Annotated in this window: 15 protein-coding genes; 11 read left to right on the plus strand and 4 right to left on the minus strand. The window is 70.9% G+C overall.

All coding sequences use genetic code 11. The features are described 5' to 3' along the window. Nucleotides 1-70 precede the first annotated feature (70 nt). Nucleotides 71-703 (plus strand): MerR family transcriptional regulator, encoded by a 633-nt coding sequence (locus BLV96_RS35965; RefSeq protein ID WP_086673890.1) that lies wholly within the window; start codon nt 71-73, stop codon nt 701-703. On the opposite strand, the gene BLV96_RS35970 is transcribed toward BLV96_RS35965, so the two are convergent. Then, the gene (locus tag BLV96_RS35970) at nt 700-2,421 is read right to left on the minus strand and encodes a serine/threonine-protein kinase (protein ID WP_086673888.1); all 1,722 of its coding nucleotides are present in this window, start codon (nt 2,419-2,421) and stop codon (nt 700-702) included. The two genes, BLV96_RS35965 and BLV96_RS35970, sit on opposite strands and share 4 nt — an antisense overlap. Nucleotides 2,422-2,544: 123 nt before the next feature. On the opposite strand from BLV96_RS35970, the gene BLV96_RS35975 reads away from it, so the two are divergent. From BLV96_RS35975 to BLV96_RS35995, 5 genes are all read left to right on the plus strand, one after another. Beyond that, nucleotides 2,545-4,380, plus strand: a complete 1,836-nt coding sequence (locus BLV96_RS35975) for a methylmalonyl-CoA mutase family protein (RefSeq protein WP_208608412.1) — start codon at nt 2,545-2,547, stop codon at nt 4,378-4,380. After that, a complete protein-coding gene (scpA, locus tag BLV96_RS35980) occupies nt 4,377-6,545 on the plus strand; it encodes a methylmalonyl-CoA mutase (protein WP_086673823.1) in 2,169 nt (722 codons plus the stop codon). Before BLV96_RS35975 ends, scpA begins: the two co-directional genes overlap by 4 nt. A 3-nt stretch (nt 6,546-6,548) precedes the next feature. Then, the gene (gene meaB / locus BLV96_RS35985) at nt 6,549-7,544 is read left to right on the plus strand and encodes a methylmalonyl Co-A mutase-associated GTPase MeaB (protein ID WP_086673821.1); all 996 of its coding nucleotides are present in this window, start codon (nt 6,549-6,551) and stop codon (nt 7,542-7,544) included. A gap of 49 nt (nt 7,545-7,593) precedes the next feature. Then, nucleotides 7,594-7,896, plus strand: a complete 303-nt coding sequence (locus tag BLV96_RS35990) for a hypothetical protein (RefSeq protein WP_086673819.1) — start codon at nt 7,594-7,596, stop codon at nt 7,894-7,896. Nucleotides 7,897-8,093: 197 nt separating this feature from the next. Further along, the gene (locus BLV96_RS35995) at nt 8,094-9,395 is read left to right on the plus strand and encodes an amidohydrolase (RefSeq protein ID WP_086673817.1); all 1,302 of its coding nucleotides are present in this window, start codon (nt 8,094-8,096) and stop codon (nt 9,393-9,395) included. 297 nt (nt 9,396-9,692) lie between these two features. On the opposite strand, the gene BLV96_RS36000 is transcribed toward BLV96_RS35995, so the two are convergent. Further along, nucleotides 9,693-10,145, minus strand: a complete 453-nt coding sequence (locus BLV96_RS36000; protein ID WP_208608413.1) for a gamma-glutamylcyclotransferase — start codon at nt 10,143-10,145, stop codon at nt 9,693-9,695. A gap of 127 nt (nt 10,146-10,272) precedes the next feature. Between BLV96_RS36000 and BLV96_RS36005 the strand changes: the two genes are divergently transcribed. From BLV96_RS36005 to BLV96_RS36025, 5 genes are all read left to right on the plus strand, one after another. Next, nucleotides 10,273-11,673 (plus strand): NAD(P)H-quinone dehydrogenase, encoded by a 1,401-nt coding sequence (locus BLV96_RS36005; RefSeq protein ID WP_086673813.1) that lies wholly within the window; start codon nt 10,273-10,275, stop codon nt 11,671-11,673. A gap of 73 nt (nt 11,674-11,746) precedes the next feature. Continuing rightward, nucleotides 11,747-12,205: a hypothetical protein gene (locus BLV96_RS36010; RefSeq protein WP_086673884.1), complete on the plus strand. Its 459-nt coding sequence runs from the start codon at nt 11,747-11,749 to the stop codon at nt 12,203-12,205. 222 nt (nt 12,206-12,427) lie between these two features. Beyond that, nucleotides 12,428-13,006 carry a hypothetical protein gene (locus BLV96_RS36015; RefSeq protein ID WP_086673811.1) on the plus strand — a complete coding sequence of 193 codons (579 nt, stop codon included), beginning with the start codon at nt 12,428-12,430 and terminating at the stop codon, nt 13,004-13,006. Nucleotides 13,007-13,091: 85 nt separating this feature from the next. Then, complete coding sequence (locus tag BLV96_RS36020) at nt 13,092-13,730, plus strand: class F sortase (RefSeq protein WP_086673809.1); 639 nt, start codon at nt 13,092-13,094, stop codon at nt 13,728-13,730. Nucleotides 13,731-13,819: 89 nt separating this feature from the next. Beyond that, the gene (locus BLV96_RS36025; RefSeq protein WP_086673807.1) at nt 13,820-14,623 is read left to right on the plus strand and encodes a VOC family protein; all 804 of its coding nucleotides are present in this window, start codon (nt 13,820-13,822) and stop codon (nt 14,621-14,623) included. Nucleotides 14,624-14,710: 87 nt separating this feature from the next. Here the strand turns inward: BLV96_RS36025 and glpK are convergent, their stop codons facing one another. Together glpK and BLV96_RS36035 are read right to left on the minus strand one after the other, a co-directional pair. Next, complete coding sequence (gene glpK, locus BLV96_RS36030) at nt 14,711-16,225, minus strand: glycerol kinase GlpK (RefSeq protein WP_086673805.1); 1,515 nt, start codon at nt 16,223-16,225, stop codon at nt 14,711-14,713. Nucleotides 16,226-16,255: 30 nt separating this feature from the next. Next, nucleotides 16,256-17,005 carry an MIP/aquaporin family protein gene (locus BLV96_RS36035; protein ID WP_208608414.1) on the minus strand — a complete coding sequence of 250 codons (750 nt, stop codon included), beginning with the start codon at nt 17,003-17,005 and terminating at the stop codon, nt 16,256-16,258. Nucleotides 17,006-17,141 lie beyond the last annotated feature (136 nt).

Here is a 17,141-nt window from a genome sequence, read left to right on the forward strand (position 1 = left end):
CTAAACTATCCATGCTGAGAAGTCTTCAGGGTTGCCCCGGAGACGAACCCCGGGATCGGAGCGGATGCGCATGCGGATGGCCGAACTGAGCGCCGAGTCGGGGGTGCCGGTCGCGACCGTCAAGTACTACCTGCGCGAAGGCCTGCTCTTCCCGGGCGAGCGCACGAGCCCCAACCAGGCCCGCTACTCCGCGGCGCACGTCCAGCGCCTCCGGCTGGTCAAGGCGCTCACCGAGGTGGGCGGGCTGCCGCTGGCGTCGGTGGGAGCGGTCCTGGCCGCGATCGACGGCGACGCGACCCCGCACGAGACGATGGGCGTCGTCCAGCAGGAGCTGGCCGGGCCGCCGCCGAAGGTGTCCGGCGAGGCTGCGGAATGGGCAGCCGGGCTGCTCCACGAGCTGGCGCTGCGCCACGGCTGGAAGTGGCACGGGATGGAGGACTACACGGTCGGCAACCTGGTGGCCGCGCTGGCGACGGCGAAGGAGCTGGGGCACGAGAAGCTGGCCGAGCGCCTGGACGAGTACTTCGCGCTGGCGATGCGCGTGGCGGAGCTGGACGTCGAGGTGGTGACGGGGCTGACGTCGTTCGACAAGATCATCGAAGCTGGCTTGGTGGCGACGGTGCTCGGCGACCGGATCTTCACGGGGTTGCGGCACCTCGCGCAGGAGTTCGTGTCCCGTGAGGTGCTGAACCGGGCGCCCTAGTCGGAAACCTGCAGCGTCTTCTGGACGCGCTCGAAGACGTCCTGCTGGCCCGCGCTCTCCTGGACCGCCGGGACCGTCACCGAGAGGATCCACAGGCTCGTCCCGGCCTGGACCATCTTCACGAACGTCACGAGCGTGCCCCCACCGCCGTCGCTCTGGGGCTGTGCTCCGCCCTCAGCCAGGCGGTACGTCAGCGTCACCGTCTTGTCCTGCTGGGGGAAGGGGCCGTACAGCTGGAACGAGTCGTCCGGGTAGGACTGCCGCAGCCAGGCGACGTAGTCGTCGTACCCCTCGGACTGGTCGAAGTACTTCGCCAGCCGCTCCAGGCGCAGCGATCGGCGGCCGTCCGGGGAGACGTACTGGACGACCAGGCTCGTGCCGAACTTCGTGGTGTGCGGGGCGACGAACTTCTGCCAGCCCTCCGGCACGTCGAGGCCGTACTGGCCGCCGTCGTTGACGAGGTAGCTGCCGTTGCCGGTCTGGTGGACCAGGGTCGGCGGCGGCACCTGCGTCGGCCCGTTCGAGGTGGCCGCCGGCTCGGCGGCAGGCGGCAGCAGGGACTGCCCGCCGACCGTCCTGGCCAGCGCGAACCCGCCGCCCGCGGCCACCAGGAAGAGCAGGATCGCCACCGCGACGAGCACCGCCGTCGCCCGTGCGGTGCGCCGCCCGGCCCGCGGCGGCGCGACGAACAACGTCGCCGGTTCGGGGGCAGGCGAAGGTGACGGCGAAGGAGACGGCGTAGGCGGCCGCAGGAACGGCAGCGGACCCGGGTCCGTGGCGAGCTCGCTGCTCGACTCCTCGGACTTCTTCTCGGGCAGGACGGTCTTGATCACCTGCGTGTCGGTCGCGTCCGGCTGCGCGGACGTCTTCTTCCCGTCCGGGGTGCGGAACAGCTCCGGCCCGAACAGGTCGAGCGGCGTCTTCGTCTGCAGCGGGTAGAGCCGGTGCCGGACTTCGCGCAGGGTGATCCGGTCGCCGGGCTCCTTCTTCATCAACGCCGTGATGACGTCGGAGAGGGGGCCGGCCTTCGGCTTGGGCACCTTGCCGTTGACGACCTTGCCGACCGTCTCCAGGGGGTCGCCGTCGGCGTCGTACGGCGGTGCGCCCTCGACCGCGGCGAACAGCGTCGCCCCGAGGCCCCACAGGTCGGCGGCCGGGACGACCGCGCCGCCGGAGGCGACCTCGGGCGCGATGTAGGCGGGGGAGCCGAGCATGATCCCGGTGCGGGTCATGGTCGCCTCGGAGACGTTGCGGGCGATGCCGAAGTCGGTCAGCTTGATCCGGCCGTCGCTGGCGACCAGGACGTTGCCCGGCTTGACGTCGCGGTGGGTGATCCCGGCGGCGTGCGCGGCCTCCAGCGCGGACGCCACGGCGATGCCGACCGCGGCGGCCTGCTCGACGGTCAGCGGCCCGTGGTCGCGCAGGATGTGCGCGAGGCTGCGCGACGGCAGCAGCTCCATGACCACGAACGGCTGGTCGTCCTCGCGGGCGACGTCGTGCAGGATGATCACGTTCGGGTGGGAGAGGACGGCGATCGCGCGGGCCTCGCGCAGCGTGCGTTCCCGCAGCTCGTCGGCCTGCGAAGACGGGATGCCCGGCGGCACCTTCATCTCCTTGACGGCCACCTGGCGGTGCAGGAACTCGTCGTAGGCCGACCAGACCGTGCCCATCGACCCCGAGCCCAGCACCGAGCGCAGCCGGTAGCGACCGGCGACCAGTCGTGTCTCTTCACTGGAGGGGGGCACCCCCTGATTGTGTCGTACCCGAATCCCCCCTGACTGCCTAGGGGCGCGACTAGAGTCACAGGTCGGACCCGGCCCGTGCCTCTACCATCACTGGGTATGACTGAAGTGGCCGGTCCGGAGTCAGCGCCGATCTCCGAGCTCGACCTCGCGGCCGAGTTCCCGCGGGCGACGCGCGAGCAGTGGCAGGAGCTCGTCGCCGGCGTCCTGCGCAAGAGCGGCAGGCTGCCGGAGGACTTCCAGGGCGCCCCGGAGAGCAAGCTCGTCACGCGGACCTACGACGGGATCGAGATCCAGCCGCTGTACACGGCCGAGGACGTGCCGGGTGACGCCGGCTTCCCCGGGCTGCCGCCCTACGTGCGCGGCGCGCGGCCGGACGGCCAGGTCAGCACCGGCTGGGACGTCCGGGCCCGGTTCGCCGGCGACGACGCCCGCGCGGTCAACCGGGCGATCCTCGCCGACCTCGAAGGCGGCGTGACGTCGATCTGGCTCTCGGTGCCGCCCGCGTCGCTCGCCGACGCGCTCAACGAGGTCTACCTCGACCTGGCGCCGGTCGTCCTGGACGCGGGCGCCGGGTTCGAAGCCGCCGCCGACGCGCTGTTCGAGCTGTTCGCCGAGCGCGAGATCCCGGCGAGCGAGGCCACCGCGGTGCTGGGCGCCGACCCGATCGGGCTCGCGGCGCGCACCGGCTCGGCCGCCGACCTCGGACCGGCCGCCGCGCTCGCCGCGCGTGTCGCCGGGAAGTACCCGAAGGTGCGCACGGTCGTCGCCGACGGCCTGCCGTTCCACGAGGCCGGCGGGTCGGACGCGCAGGAGCTGGGCGCGCTGGTCGCCGCCGGCGTCGCCTACCTGCGTGCGCTGACGGACGCCGGTCTCGACGTCGAGGCCGCGGCCGGGCAGCTCGAGTTCCGGATCGCCGCGACCGCCGACCAGTTCTCCACCATCGCCAAGCTGCGCGCGGCCCGCCGCCTGTGGGCACGGGTCGCCGAGGTGTGCGGCTTCTCCTCGCCGATGCGCCAGCACGCCGTGACGTCGCCGGCGATGCTGACCCGGCGCGACCCCTGGGTGAACATGCTGCGCACGACCGTCGCCTGCTTCGGCGCCGGTGTGGGCGGCGCGGACGCGGTCACCGTGCTGCCGTTCGACGCCGCGATCGGCAAGCCCGACGCGTTCTCCGCGAGGATCGCCCGCAACACCCACGCGGTGCTGCTGGAGGAGTCCAAGCTGGCCGGCGTGGTCGACCCGGCGGGCGGCTCCTGGTACGTCGAGAAGCTCACCGACGACCTCGCGCACGCGGCCTGGGCCGAGTTCACCGCCATCGAGGGCGCGGGCGGCCTGGTCGGCGAACTCGCTTCGGGCGCCCTCGCCGGGCGGCTCGCCGAGACGTGGGAGAAGCGGTCCCAGCGGATCGCCACCCGCCGCGACCCGCTCACCGGCGTCAGCGAATTCCCGAACCTGACCGAGAAACCCGTGACGCGCGAGCCGCTGGAGTCCCCTGTGGACGGTGGGCTGCCCCGGCACCGGTACGCCGAAGGCTTCGAAGCCCTCCGGGACGCTTCGGACGCGTACCTCGCCGAGCACGGCGAACGGCCGAAGATCTTCCTCGCCACGCTGGGCCCGGTCGCCGCGCACACCACGCGGGCCGGGTTCGCCGCCAACCTCTTCCAGGCGGGCGGGCTCGAGGTCGTCAACCCGGGCGCGACCGACGACCTGCCCGGCGCGTTCCGGTCGTCCGGCGCGAAGGTCGCCTGCCTCTGCGGCACCGACGACGCCTACGCGGCCCAAGCGGCCGAGGTCGCCAAGTCGCTCGGCGCCGAATACGTACTACTGGCGGGCAAGGGCACTCACGAAGGCGTGGACGCCAACGTCTTCGCCGGCTGCGACGCCCTCGACGTCCTGAACAGCCTGCACGCCAAGCTGGGAGTCACCCGATGAGCATCCCGAACTTCGCCGGTCTGGACCTCGGCACGCCGTCGCCGGGCGACCGCGACGCCTGGGCCAAGGCCGTCCAGGAAGCCACCGGCAAGGGCCCCGACGCCCTGGCCTGGGAGACCCCCGAAGGCATCGGCGTCAAGCCGGTCTACACCGCCGCCGATCTGTCCGATGTGGACTTCCTGGACACGTACCCCGGCGTCGCGCCGTTCCTGCGCGGCCCGTACCCGACGATGTACGTCAACCAGCCCTGGACCATCCGCCAGTACGCCGGGTTCTCCACCGCCGAGGAGTCCAACGCCTTCTACCGGCGCAACCTCGCCGCCGGCCAGAAAGGGCTTTCGGTCGCCTTCGACCTGGCCACCCACCGCGGCTACGACTCCGACCACCCGCGCGTCTCCGGCGACGTCGGCATGGCGGGCGTCGCGATCGACTCCATCTACGACATGCGCCAGCTCTTCGACGGCATCCCCCTCGACAAGATGTCGGTGTCGATGACGATGAACGGCGCGGTGCTGCCGGTGCTCGCGCTCTACGTCGTCGCGGCCGAGGAGCAGGGGGTGAAGCCGGAGCAGCTCGCGGGGACCATCCAGAACGACATCCTCAAGGAGTTCATGGTCCGCAACACCTACATCTACCCGCCGCAGCCGTCGATGCGGATCATCTCCGACATCTTCTCCTTCACCTCGCAGCACATGCCCAAGTACAACTCGATCTCCATCTCCGGCTACCACATGCAGGAAGCCGGGGCGACCGCCGACCTGGAGCTGGCCTACACGCTCGCCGACGGCGTCGAGTACATCCGTTCGGGCGTCGACGCCGGGCTGAGCGTCGACAAGTTCGCGCCCCGGCTGTCCTTCTTCTGGGCGATCGGCATGAACTTCTTCATGGAGGTCGCGAAGCTGCGCGCGGCGCGCCTGCTGTGGGCGAAGCTCGTGAAGGGCTTCGACCCGAAGTCGCAGAAGTCGCTGTCGCTGCGGACGCACTCCCAGACGTCGGGCTGGTCGCTGACCGCGCAGGACGTCTACAACAACGTCGTCCGCACCTGCGTCGAGGCGATGGCCGCGACCCAGGGCCACACGCAGTCGCTGCACACCAACGCCCTCGACGAGGCCCTGGCCCTCCCGACCGACTTCTCGGCCCGGATCGCCCGCAACACGCAGCTGCTGCTGCAGCAGGAATCCGGCACCACGCGCGTGATCGACCCGTGGGGCGGCAGCGCGTTCGTCGAGAAGCTGACCTACGACCTCGCGCGCAAGGCGTGGGGCCACATCAGCGAGGTCGAGCAGGCCGGCGGCATGGCCAAGGCGATCGACGCGGGCATCCCGAAGCTGCGCATCGAAGAGGCCGCCGCGCGCACCCAGGCGCGCATCGACTCCGGCCGCCAGCCCGTCATCGGCGTGAACAAGTACCAGGTCACCGGAGACGAGGACATCGAAGTCCTCAAGGTCGACAACGCCGGCGTCCGCACCCAGCAGCTGGAGAAGCTGCGGCGGCTGCGCGAAGAGCGCGATCCCCAGGGGACCGAAGACGCCCTGCGGCGGCTCACCGAAGGCGCCGGCAACGGCGGCAACCTCCTGGAACTGGCGATCGACGCGGCCCGCGCGAAGGCCACGGTCGGCGAGATCTCCGACGCGCTGGAGAAGATCTGGGGCCGCCACTCCGGGCAGATCCGGACGATTTCCGGCGTCTACCGCGAAGAGGTGGGTAAGTCGCAGAACGTCGAGAAGGCCCGCGCGCTGGTCGAGGAGTTCGCCGCGGAGGAGGGCCGCCGCCCGCGGATCCTGGTCGCGAAGATGGGCCAGGACGGCCACGACCGCGGCCAGAAGGTGATCGCCACCGGCTTCGCCGACATCGGCTTCGACGTCGACGTCGGCCCGCTGTTCTCCACCCCGGCCGAGGTCGCGCGGCAGGCGATCGAGGCGGACGTGCACGTCGTCGGCGTCTCGTCGCTGGCCGCCGGGCATCTCTCGCTGGTGCCCGCGCTGCGCCACGAGCTCGCCGAGCTGGGCCGCGAGGACATCATGGTCGTGGTCGGCGGGGTCATCCCGCCGCAGGACTACCCGGCGCTGCGCGAGGCCGGCGCGGCCGCGATCTTCGGGCCCGGCACGGTCCTCGCGGACGCCGCCATCGACCTGCTCGGCCAGCTGACGGCGCAGGAGTCCTGACCCTTGCCGCGCAAGATCGACGTCACCGCCTACGCCAAGGGCGTGCTGGCGGGCGACCGCGGAACGCTGTCCAAGGCGATCACGCTGGTCGAGTCGCAGCGGGAGGACCACCGGGCGCTGGCGCAGGAGCTCCTGGTCGAGCTGCTGCCGTCGTCCGGCGGCGCGCGGCGGATCGGGATCACCGGCGTGCCCGGTGTCGGCAAGTCGACATTCATCGACCAGCTGGGCACGGACCTGACCTCGGCCGGCCACCGCGTGGCGGTGCTCGCGGTCGACCCGTCGTCGACGCGCACCGGCGGGTCGATCCTCGGCGACAAGACGCGGATGGCACGCCTGGCGGTCGACGAACGGGCGTTCATCCGCCCGTCGCCGACGTCGGGGACGCTCGGCGGCGTCGCGCGGGCGACCCGCGAGACGATCGTGCTGATGGAAGCGGCCGGCTACGACACCGTCCTGGTCGAGACCGTCGGGGTTGGACAGTCCGAAGTGACCGTCGCGAACATGGTCGACTGCTTCCTGTTCCTGACGCTCGCGCGGACGGGCGACCAGCTCCAGGGCATCAAGAAGGGCGTGCTGGAGCTGGCCGACGTCATCGCGGTCAACAAGGCCGACGGCGACCACGAACGGGACGCCAAGCGCGCGGCGCGCGAGCTTTCGGGCGCCCTGCGGATGATCTACGGGCCCGAGGCGGCCTGGACTCCGCCGGTGCTGACCTGCAGTGGCCTGCACAACCTGCGCCTCGACGAGGTCTGGGGCGCGATCGAGCAGCACCGCGAGACGCTCACGGCGTCCGGCGAGCTGGAATCGCGACGCCGGCAGCAGCAGGTCGACTGGACGTGGGCGATGGTTCGCGAACAGCTGCTGAGTCGCCTGGCGGCGCATCCGGACGTGCGAACGGTCGTTCCGGACGTCGAACGGGCGGTGCGGGACGGTGAACTGACGGCTACCCTCGGTGCTCAGCGGATCCTCGACGCGTTCAATCCACCCGCTGGTGGCTGACGCCGGCGCGGTCCGCGGGCAGAATGCCTGGTGGCGGCGAAGGGATGACATGGCGAAACTGCGGGGTCTGGTCCTGGTGGGCGTGCTCGGCGCGGTGCTGTTCACCGCGTCGCCGGCGTCCGCCGAACCGGTGCGTCAAGCGTCCGTGGCGGTCACGGTGGCGCACGCGTCCGCCGCGCTCGTCCCGGTGCAGACCCAGCCGCCGGGCCCGGTCCTCGACCCGGCCCAGACCGACAAGGCGAACACCGAGAAGACGAAGAACAAGCTGATCGCGGGCGTCGTCGCCGTCGCTTTGCTCGGCATCGTCATCTGGGGACGGCGGATCCGTTCGAAGAAGGCGAAGAGCTCCTGATGCGTTCGGGTGTGCCGAAGTACTGCACGCCGTTCAACGCAGATCCGGTACCGGCCATCTAGGACGGCCGTTTTCGAGGCGCGCGTTGCCGCCTGCATGGTGCACGATCGTCTGCAAATGCGTACGACAGATCGATCGGCACGTTGCGTGACCCCAGCCGCTGCCCGGGTTACCCGTGTTGCGGGAGGAGGTGCGGCGTGACGGTGTTGGACTCACGACCGGACGTTCCAGGCGACCCCCATGGGCGCATCATCAACCCCATGGAGGGGTCCGAGGCGCTCATTTCCGAAGCGGGCGTAAGCATGGCTCCCGTGGAGGACCTTGGTGCGGGCCGCGGCCCGTTCTGGCTCGACGACTGGCTGCGCGCCAACGCGACCGACGTGCTCGCCTGGCGCCGGCACATCCACGCGCACCCGGAGCTCTCGCGCCACGAGTTCGCGACCACCGAACTGATCGTCACGCTGCTGCGCTCGGTCGGGCTCAAGCCGTGGGTGCTGCCCGGCGGCACCGGTGTCGTCTGCGACATCGGCAGCGGCGAGCGGTGCGTGGCGCTGCGCGCGGACATGGATGCGCTGCCGCTCACCGAGGCGACCGGGCTGCCCTACGCCTCGACCGTCGAGGGCGCGGCCCACATGTGCGGCCACGACGCCCACACGGCGATCCTGCTGGGTGCGGCCCGCGCGCTGGCCGGCGCGCCGGAGCTGCCCGGCCGCGTCCGGCTGGTCTTCCAGCACGCCGAGGAGGTCATGCCCGGCGGCGCGCTGGACATGATCGCGGCGGGCGCCCTGGACGGCGTCGAGCGGATCTACGGCCTGCACGTCGACCCGCGGCTCGAGGTGGGCAAGGTCGGCATGCGCGTCGGCGCGCTGACCTCGGCGGCGGACCTGATCGAGTTGCGCCTGACCTCGCCGGGCGGCCACACGTCCCGGCCGCACCTGACGGCCGACCTGGTGCACGCGCTGGGCACGGTGATCACCGGGCTGCCCGCGCTGCTCTCGCGGCGGGTCGACCCGCGCTCGGGCACGGTCCTGGTGTGGGGCGCGGTGCACGCGGGCCAGGCGGCCAACGCCGTCCCGCAGGACGGCGTCCTGCGCGGCACCCTGCGGACCGCGGACCACGAGGTCTGGACGGCCCTGGAGCCGCTGGTGGCGTCGTCGGTGGAGTCCCTGCTGGCGCCCACGGGTGTCGGCTTCTCGCTGGACTACCGCCGCGGGGTCCCGCCGGTCGTGTCCGACGCGGACTCGACGGCGCTGATGCGCGCGGGCGTGGAGGCGGCTCTCGGTGAGGGCGCGGTGGCCGGCACCGAGCAGTCTTCCGGCGGTGAAGACTTCGGCTGGTACCTGGAACACGTCCAGGGCGCTTTCGCCCGATTGGGTGTCTGGCCCGGCGAGCCGGACCCGCAGTCCGACATCCACCGCCCGACCTTCGTGCTCGACGAGCGAGCCCTGCTGTGCGGGGTCCGGACCCTGGTCCACACCGCTTTGACCACCCTCGCCTGAGCGGGGTTGTCCACAGCTTTTCGCACTTGTCCACAGGCCGTGAAACGGCCCTTCCCCTGATCGGGGGAGGGCCGTTTTGCGCGTCCGTGATCATGGCGGCAGACTGGACGGCGGCCTGGCTCCGGGAGCCCGGTCCACCTGCGCCTTTCCTTGTGCGGCAACGTGAATCACGTTCGCGTGAGAGCACGTCGAAGCGCGCGCGAGGGCCCGGGTGTGCGGGATCGCAGGGGTGCCGGTGGGGCTCGGCGGGGCGCCGTGGTAGCGCTCAGGCCGCCGAGTTGTCCACAGGGTGTGGAGTCAGCCGGTGATGCCCGAACAAGGGCGGGTGCGCAGGTCGTCGACGTAGTCCGCGGGCGCTCCGGCGGCCTCCGCGGCGTCGGCCAGCACGCCCAGGTACCGGGCCGACGGCAGACCGCCCTCGTAGGCGTCCAGGACGTACAGCCAGGCCAGCGCCGAGCCGTCCATCGTCTGCACCCGCAGCCGGATCTTCGAGTGGATCCCGAGCTCGCCGCCTTCCCAGCGGTCCAGCCCGGTCTCGTCCAGCGACGTCACGTCGTACAACACGACGAAGACCCGGGAACCCGGGTCCTCGACGATCGTCGCCAGGGCACCTTCCCAGCCGAGGTCCTCGCCGCCGAAGGTCAGGCGCCACCCCTCCAGCCAGCCGGTGCCGGCCATCGGAGAGTGCGGCGCGCGCTCCAGCATCTGGGCGGGCTCCATGTTCGATCCGTACGCGGCATACAACGGCACGCCGACAGCGTAGCGACCCATCGCTGACCCGAGTGGACGCACTCGCCGTGTTCGCCCACTTCAGTGTCCGGTCACCTTCGCCGCGTACGGTGAGAGCACCGCACGGACAGCCTTGAGGAGGACCCAGGTGACCAGGATCGTGATCATGGGCGGGGGCCCGGCCGGCTACGAAGCCGCGCTGGTCGCGGCCCAGCACGGAGCCGACGTCACGATCGTCGAGAAGGACGGCCTGGGTGGCGCGTGCGTCCTCTACGACTGCGTTCCCTCGAAGACGTTCATCGCCTCCTCCGGGGCCCTCGCGAAGATGCACGACCTCGGCGAGCTCGGCATCAACACCGACCTGGCCGACACCAGCGTCGACCTCCCGACCGTGCACGGCCGCGTGAAGGGCCTCGCGCTCGCCCAGTCCGCCGACATCCGCGCCCGCGTCCAGCGCGAAGGCGTCCGCGTCATCGCCGGCGAAGCGCGCTTCTGCGACGAAGAGCCCGGCCTCGCGACCCACAAGGTCGCCGTCACGACGGCCGAGGGCACCGAGAAGCTGCCCGCCGACGTCGTCCTCATCGCCACCGGGGCCACCCCGCGCGTCCTGCCCGGCGCGGTGCCCGACGGCGAGCGCATCCTCGACTGGCGCCAGCTCTACGAGCTGCAGGAGCTGCCCGAGCACCTCGCCGTGATCGGCTCGGGCGTCACCGGCGCCGAGTTCGCGTCCGCCTACACCGAAATGGGCGTCAAGGTCACCGTCGTGTCCAGCCGCGACCGCGTTCTCCCGCACGAGGACGCCGACGCCGCCGCCGTGCTCGAGGAGGTCTTCTCCCAGCGCGGCACGACCGTCGCGAAGCAGGCGCGCGCCGACCGCGTCGAGCGCACCGAAAAGGGCGTCGAGATCTTCCTCGCCGACGGCCGCGTGATCGAAGCCAGCCACGCGCTGATGACCGTCGGGTCGGTCCCGAACACCAAGGACATCGGCCTCGACAAGGTCGGCATCTCACCCGGCCCCGGCGGGTTCATCACCGTCGACCGCGTCTCGCGCACCTCCGTTCCCGGGATCTACGCCGCCGGCGACTGCACCGGCGTGCTCATGCTGGCCTCGGTGGCGAGCATGCAGGGCCGCATCGCGATGTGGCACGCGCTGGGCGAGGGCGTCGCGCCGATCAAGCTCAAGACCGTCGCCGCCAACGTGTTCACCCACCCGGAGATCGCCACCGTCGGCATCAGCCAGCAGGCGATCGACTCCGGCGAGGTGCCCGCGCGCACCATCATGCTGCCCCTGGCCACCAACGCGCGCGCGAAGATGGAGGGCCTCCGCCGAGGCTTCGTGAAGCTGTTCTGCCGCCCCGCCACCGGCGTGGTCGTCGGTGGAGTCGTCGTGGCGCCGCAGGCGAGCGAGCTCATCCTCCCCATCGCGCTCGCCGTCCAGAACCAGCTCACAGTGGACCACCTGGCACTGACATTTTCGGTGTACCCGTCGCTGTCGGGCTCGATCACCGAGGCCGGGCGCCAGCTCATGCGCCACGACGATCTCGACTGAGATCGGTAGGCAACCCGTCGCGCCCCGTCGCGTCTTGTCGGGTGTACGGCTGAAGGACGCGAAGGGTGCGAAGGTGCGCAAGACGGTGGTTTTCGTTGTGGCAGCGGTGATCGGGGCGACGACGCTGGCGGGTCCGGCGCAGGCGCAGCAGAGCACGGTCCCGGCTCCGAGCGGCGCGCCGGCCAAGGGCAGCGTCCAGCTCAACGTCAACACCGCGATCAACCGGACGCTCGTGGACAAGTACGTCCGCGACGCACCGAACGTCGCGCTCGCGAAGTGCGAAGGCGCTTCGCCCGCGTTCTCCTCGCCGGCGCTGACGTTCTCCAACTACACGCCGGGGCCGTTCATGGGCACCGACGCGAACATCAGCGCCGACGCCGCGCTCAACCCGGGCACCGCGGCCGGGACGTACCCGCTGACCGTCACCTGCGGCGACCAGACGTACCGCACGCAGTTCACGGTGCCCGCGCCGCAGGTATCGAAAGTGCCGTCCGGTGCCGCGAAAGCCGGCGACGGCAGCATGGCCGGCTGATTCTTCTATTGCGCGAAAGCCGCCCCGGAGCTCGGCTCCGGGGCGGTTTTTTCTTCTGTTCCCGCCGGACGGTTTCGCGACTGTTTCGTGACCTTCGCGCGCAACCTCCCGCAGGTGGGGACGTCTTGGAGTACATAAGCAAGCGGACGAAGCCGAAGCGGGGGCGACTGTGGCGGAGTCCGCGGAATTGCTTTGTCCATTCATTTGCCAGGGGAGAAAAGAATGAAGAACACCGCTGTCGTCGCGGGCATCGCCGTGGCCTTCCTCGTCCTCGCGCCCGGTGCGGCGCTCGCGAGCACCGCGCCGAGCACGAGCACGAGCGCGACCCCCGAGCCGGGCACCACCGCCAAGCCGGCCGCTCCCAAGCTCACCATCACCCCGCGCCACGGCGTGCCCGGCACGGAGCTCCGGATCACCGCCGAGTGCGACGGCGAGGCGTATGTCACCTCCAGAGCGGTCGACGCCTTCGCCACCGGGACCGGCCCGAACGGCTCGGTCCGGGCCTACGTCGGGACCGTGCGCGATGTCCGCGCCGGCGAGTACCCCGTCAACCTGCGCTGCCACCCGCGGGACGGCCGCCCCGACACCTTCGTCGACGTGGCGTTCGTCGTGGACCGCGTGGCCGCCAAGGCGCCGGGCGCCAAGCAGGTGACCAAGGTGCCGGCGGGTGCGCCGCAGACCGGCGGCACGGACGGCCCGGTCTACGACTCCGGCACACCGCTCGCGGCCGCGGCCGCCATGGGCGTGCTCGCGGCCGGCGGCGGCGGTCTGGTGCTGGCCCGGCGGGTCCGCCGCCGCTGACCTCCCGAGGGGGAGCGGGGGTAGCGTCTGGGCGGCCCGGCGGATCGGGCCGCCCAGACGTGTAACCCGTGAGAAGGGGGAGCACATGACGACGAGGACCACCGGCCGCCGGGGGTACTGGATCGCGCTGATCGTGGCGCTGCTGGCCGCGTTGGTGGTGCTGGCGCTGACGCTCGGCGGCGACCCCGCGCCGTCGACCGCGCAACCGCCGCCCGCGCAGCCGGTCGTGGTCGACCCGGAACCCGCTTCCGGTGCGGTCGCCGCGTTGCCGAAGTCGGACCCGGTTTCGATCGACATCCCGAAGATCGGCGCGCACTCGACGCTGGTGCCGCTGGGCGTCAACGCGGACGACACGATCCAGGTGCCGCCGGTGACGACGCCGCTGCAGGCGGGCTGGTACACGTACGCGCCGACACCGGGCGAGATCGGCCCGGCCGTCGTCCTCGGGCACGTCGACGGCAACCACCAGAAGGGCATTTTCTTCCGGCTCAAGGAACTGGCCGCCGGCGACCGCGTCTCGATCGCGCGGAAGGACGGCACGACGGCGCTGTTCGAGGTGACGAAGGTGCACCAGGTGCCGAAGCAGGAGTTCGAAAAGGAGGGTGTCTACGACGACACCCCCGGTCCCGAACTGCGGCTGATCACCTGCGGCGGCGTGTTCGACCGGAGCGCGCACAACTACGTCGACAACATCGTCGTGTACGCCCGCCTCATCGGGGGTTGAGAGTCCTTCGGCCCTGGTTTTGTCGGTGGTGGGTGCCAGACTGTGTCGGCCGTCACCCGAGGCGGCGCGGACGAGGGTTGGGAGTCGACATGTTGTTCCGGGACGAGCGGTGGCCTGACGGCACGCCCAGCTGGGTGGACCTGATGGTGCCCGATCAGGCGAAAGCGGTGGCGTTCTACAGCGGCCTGTTCGGCTGGGACGTGCAGACGGGCGGGGAGGAGACCGGCTTCTACGGCATGGCGGAGCTGAGCGGCCGGCCGGTCGCCGGCATCGGCCAGATCCCGCCGGGGCAGGAGATGCCGCCGGTGTGGACGACGTACCTCTCGGTGTCCGACGTGGACAAGACCGCGGCGGCGATCACCGAGGCCGGCGGCCAGCTCGTGATGCCGGTGATGGAAGTGCTGAAGGAAGGCCGGATGGCGGTGGCGGCCGACCCGGCGGGCGCGGTGTTCGGGCTGTGGGAGCCGGGCCACCACCTGGGCACGCAGGTGACGGCGGCCCCGGGAACCCTGGCGTGGAACGAGTGCATGAGCCGCGACTACCCGGCGGCGAAGGCGTTCTACGAGCGGGTGTTCGGGTTCGGCTTCCAGGACCTGTCGAACGACGGCTTCACGTACGCGGTGCTGCTGATCGACGGCCGCCCGGTCGGGGGCTTGGGTGGGCTGCCGGAGTCGGTGCCGGCGGAGGTGCCGTCGAACTGGTCGACGTACTTCTCGGTGGCGGACGCGGACGCGAGCGCGGCCCGGGTGACCGAATTGGGTGGGCGCGTGCTGGACCAGCCGTTCGATTCGCCTTATGGGCGGCAGGTTCGGGTGCTGGACGACCAGGGGGTGCCGTTCTTGGTCATCTCGCCGAACGAGCAGTCCGGGAAGCCGGAGGGCTGGGAGGACTGAGAGGTCGGCGGGCCGGTCGGGGCGGGCCGGCCGGTCGCGCGGCTGTCGGGCCGGAGGCACCTGACCGGCGCCCCCGACCCGTCGCCGTCAGTCCTCGTCCTCCACCCAGTCGAACGTCTTCGTCACGGCCTTCTTCCAGTTCCGGTACTCCCGCTCGCGGCGGGAGTCGTCCATCGCCGGGTCCCACTGCTTGTCCTGGGCCCAGTTGTTGCGGATGTCGTCCTCGGACTCCCAGAACCCGACCGCCAGCCCGGCCGCGTACGCCGCGCCCAGGGCCGTTGTCTCGTTCACCACCGGGCGGATCACCGGCACGCCGAGGATGTCCGCCTGGAACTGCATCAGCAGCTCGTTGACCACCATGCCGCCGTCCACCTTGAGCGACTTCAGCGGGACACCCGAGTCGGCGTTCATCGCGTCGATCACCTCGCGGGACTGGAACGCCGTCGCCTCCAGGACCGCCCGCGCGAGGTGTCCCTTGTTGACGAACCGGGTGAGCCCGACGATCGCGCCGCGGGCGTCGGATCGCCAGTAAGGAGCGAACAGACCCGAGAACGCCGGGACGAAGTACGCGCCGCCGTTGTCCTCGACGCCGCGCGCGTGCTCCTCGATCTCGGCCGCCGTCGTGATCATGCCCAGGTTGTCGCGCAGCCACTGCACCAGCGACCCCGTCACCGCGATGGATCCCTCCAGCGCGTACACCGTGTCGTTCGAGCCGATCTTGTAGCAGACCGTCGTGAGCAGCCCGTTCTGCGACATCACCTTCTCGGTGCCGGTGTTGAGCAGCATGAAGTTGCCGGTGCCGTAGGTGTTCTTGGCTTCCCCGGGCGAAAGGCAGGCCTGGCCGAACGTCGCCGCTTGCTGGTCACCGAGGATGCCCGCGATCGGCACGCCCGCCAGCGCGCCCTTCTCGCGGACCTTGCCGTACTCCTCCGACGACGACCGGATCTCCGGCAGCATCGACAGCGGGATGCCCATCTCGCCGGCGATCCCCTCGTCCCACTGCAGAGTGTCGAGGTCCATCAGCATCGTGCGCGACGCGTTGGTCGGGTCGGTGACGTGCACGCCGCCGTCGGCGCCGCCCGTCATGTTCCACAGCACCCACGTGTCCATGTTGCCGAAGATCAGGTCACCGGCTTCGGCCTTCTCACGCGCGCCTTCGACGTTGTCGAGGATCCACTTGATCTTCGGCCCCGAGAAGTACGTCGCGAGCGGGAGCCCGACCTTGTCGCGGTAGCGCTCCTGGCCGCCGCCGAGGTTGCCGAGCTCGGTGACGATCCGGTCGGTGCGGGTGTCCTGCCAGACGATCGCGTTGTACACCGGCTTGCCCGTCGTCTTGTCCCAGACGAGCGCGGTTTCACGCTGGTTGGTGATGCCGACCGCGGCGATGTCGCTGGCGTGGATGTCGGCCTTGGCGAGCGCGCCCGCGGCGACCTGGCGCGTGTTCTCCCAGATCTCCTCGGCGTTGTGCTCGACCCAGCCCGCCTTCGGGAAGATCTGCTCGTGCTCGCGCTGGTCGACCGAGACGACGCGGCCTTCGTGGTTGAAGATCATGCACCGGGTCGAGGTGGTGCCCTGGTCGATCGCGGCTACGTACGAAGTCATGTGTGCTCCAGGAATCCGTTGGGGAGGCGATCAGGTCAGGTTGTGCACGCCGAGGTAGAGCAACGCGGCCAGCGCGCCGCCGACGAGCGGGCCGACGACCGGGATCCAGGAGTAGCCCCAGTTGGCGTTGCCCTTGTTCTTGATCGGCAGCAGGAACGCGTACGCGATGCGCGGGCCGAGGTCGCGCGCCGGGTTGATGGCGTAGCCCGTCGGCCCGCCGAGCGAGGTGCCGATCACGAGCACCACGAACGAGACACCCGCGTAACCGAGCGCGGAGTTGCCGAAGGTCGGCACCCCGTCGCCGCCGGCCGCGGCCACCGGGCTGAGCAGGATCCAGGCCACCAGCACGAAGGTGCCGATGATCTCGGTGACGAGGTTCCAGACGGTGTTCGGGATCTGCGGTGCGGTGGAGAAGATGCCGAGCGTGTTCTCGGGTTCGGGGTGGTCGTCGAACTGCAGCTTGTAGGCCGCCCAGCAGAGGACGGCGCCGAGGATTGCGCCGACCATCTCACCGATGAAGTAGAACGGGACGTCGGACCACGGCGTCTTGCCCGAAATCGCCAGGCCGAGGGTGACCGCGGGGTTGAGGTGCGCGCCGGTCGGCGCGGCGATGCTGGCGCCGGTGAAGACCGCGAACGCCCAGCCGAAGTTGATGAAGAGGATTCCGCCGTTGTTGCCGTTGGTCTTGCGGAGCACGTGGTTCGCGACCACACCTGTGCCGAGCACGATCAGCGCGGCCGTTCCCAGTATTTCCCAGACGATTATTGCCCCAGCACTCACCGCTGCACCTCCACACTGGACACTCTGCGCAGGGTCGATCACGGCGTGCCACGGCACCGTTGCCGACCCACGTCGGGGGGACGTTACCGGTGTGCCGAAGATCATTCCAGGCACCGGGTAGCCGAATCTTTTCAAG

The organism is Amycolatopsis pretoriensis (assembly GCF_900107925.1).
GTDB classification, from domain to species: Bacteria; Actinomycetota; Actinomycetes; order Mycobacteriales; family Pseudonocardiaceae; genus Amycolatopsis; species Amycolatopsis pretoriensis.

Bases quoted from the DNA above. Each gene is read 5' to 3' on its own strand.
- BLV96_RS35965 (WP_086673890.1), top strand. From the start codon at position 71: ATGCGGATGGCCGAACTGAGCGCCGAGTCGGGGGTGCCGGTCGCGACC.
- BLV96_RS35975 (WP_208608412.1), top strand. From the start codon at position 2,545: ATGACTGAAGTGGCCGGTCCGGAGTCAGCGCCGATCTCCGAGCTCGAC.
- scpA (WP_086673823.1), top strand. From the start codon at position 4,377: ATGAGCATCCCGAACTTCGCCGGTCTGGACCTCGGCACGCCGTCGCCG.
- BLV96_RS35990 (WP_086673819.1), top strand. From the start codon at position 7,594: ATGGCGAAACTGCGGGGTCTGGTCCTGGTGGGCGTGCTCGGCGCGGTG.
- BLV96_RS36015 (WP_086673811.1), top strand. From the start codon at position 12,428: ATGAAGAACACCGCTGTCGTCGCGGGCATCGCCGTGGCCTTCCTCGTC.
- BLV96_RS36020 (WP_086673809.1), top strand. From the start codon at position 13,092: ATGACGACGAGGACCACCGGCCGCCGGGGGTACTGGATCGCGCTGATC.
- BLV96_RS36025 (WP_086673807.1), top strand. From the start codon at position 13,820: ATGTTGTTCCGGGACGAGCGGTGGCCTGACGGCACGCCCAGCTGGGTG.
- glpK (WP_086673805.1), bottom strand. From the start codon at position 16,225: ATGACTTCGTACGTAGCCGCGATCGACCAGGGCACCACCTCGACCCGG.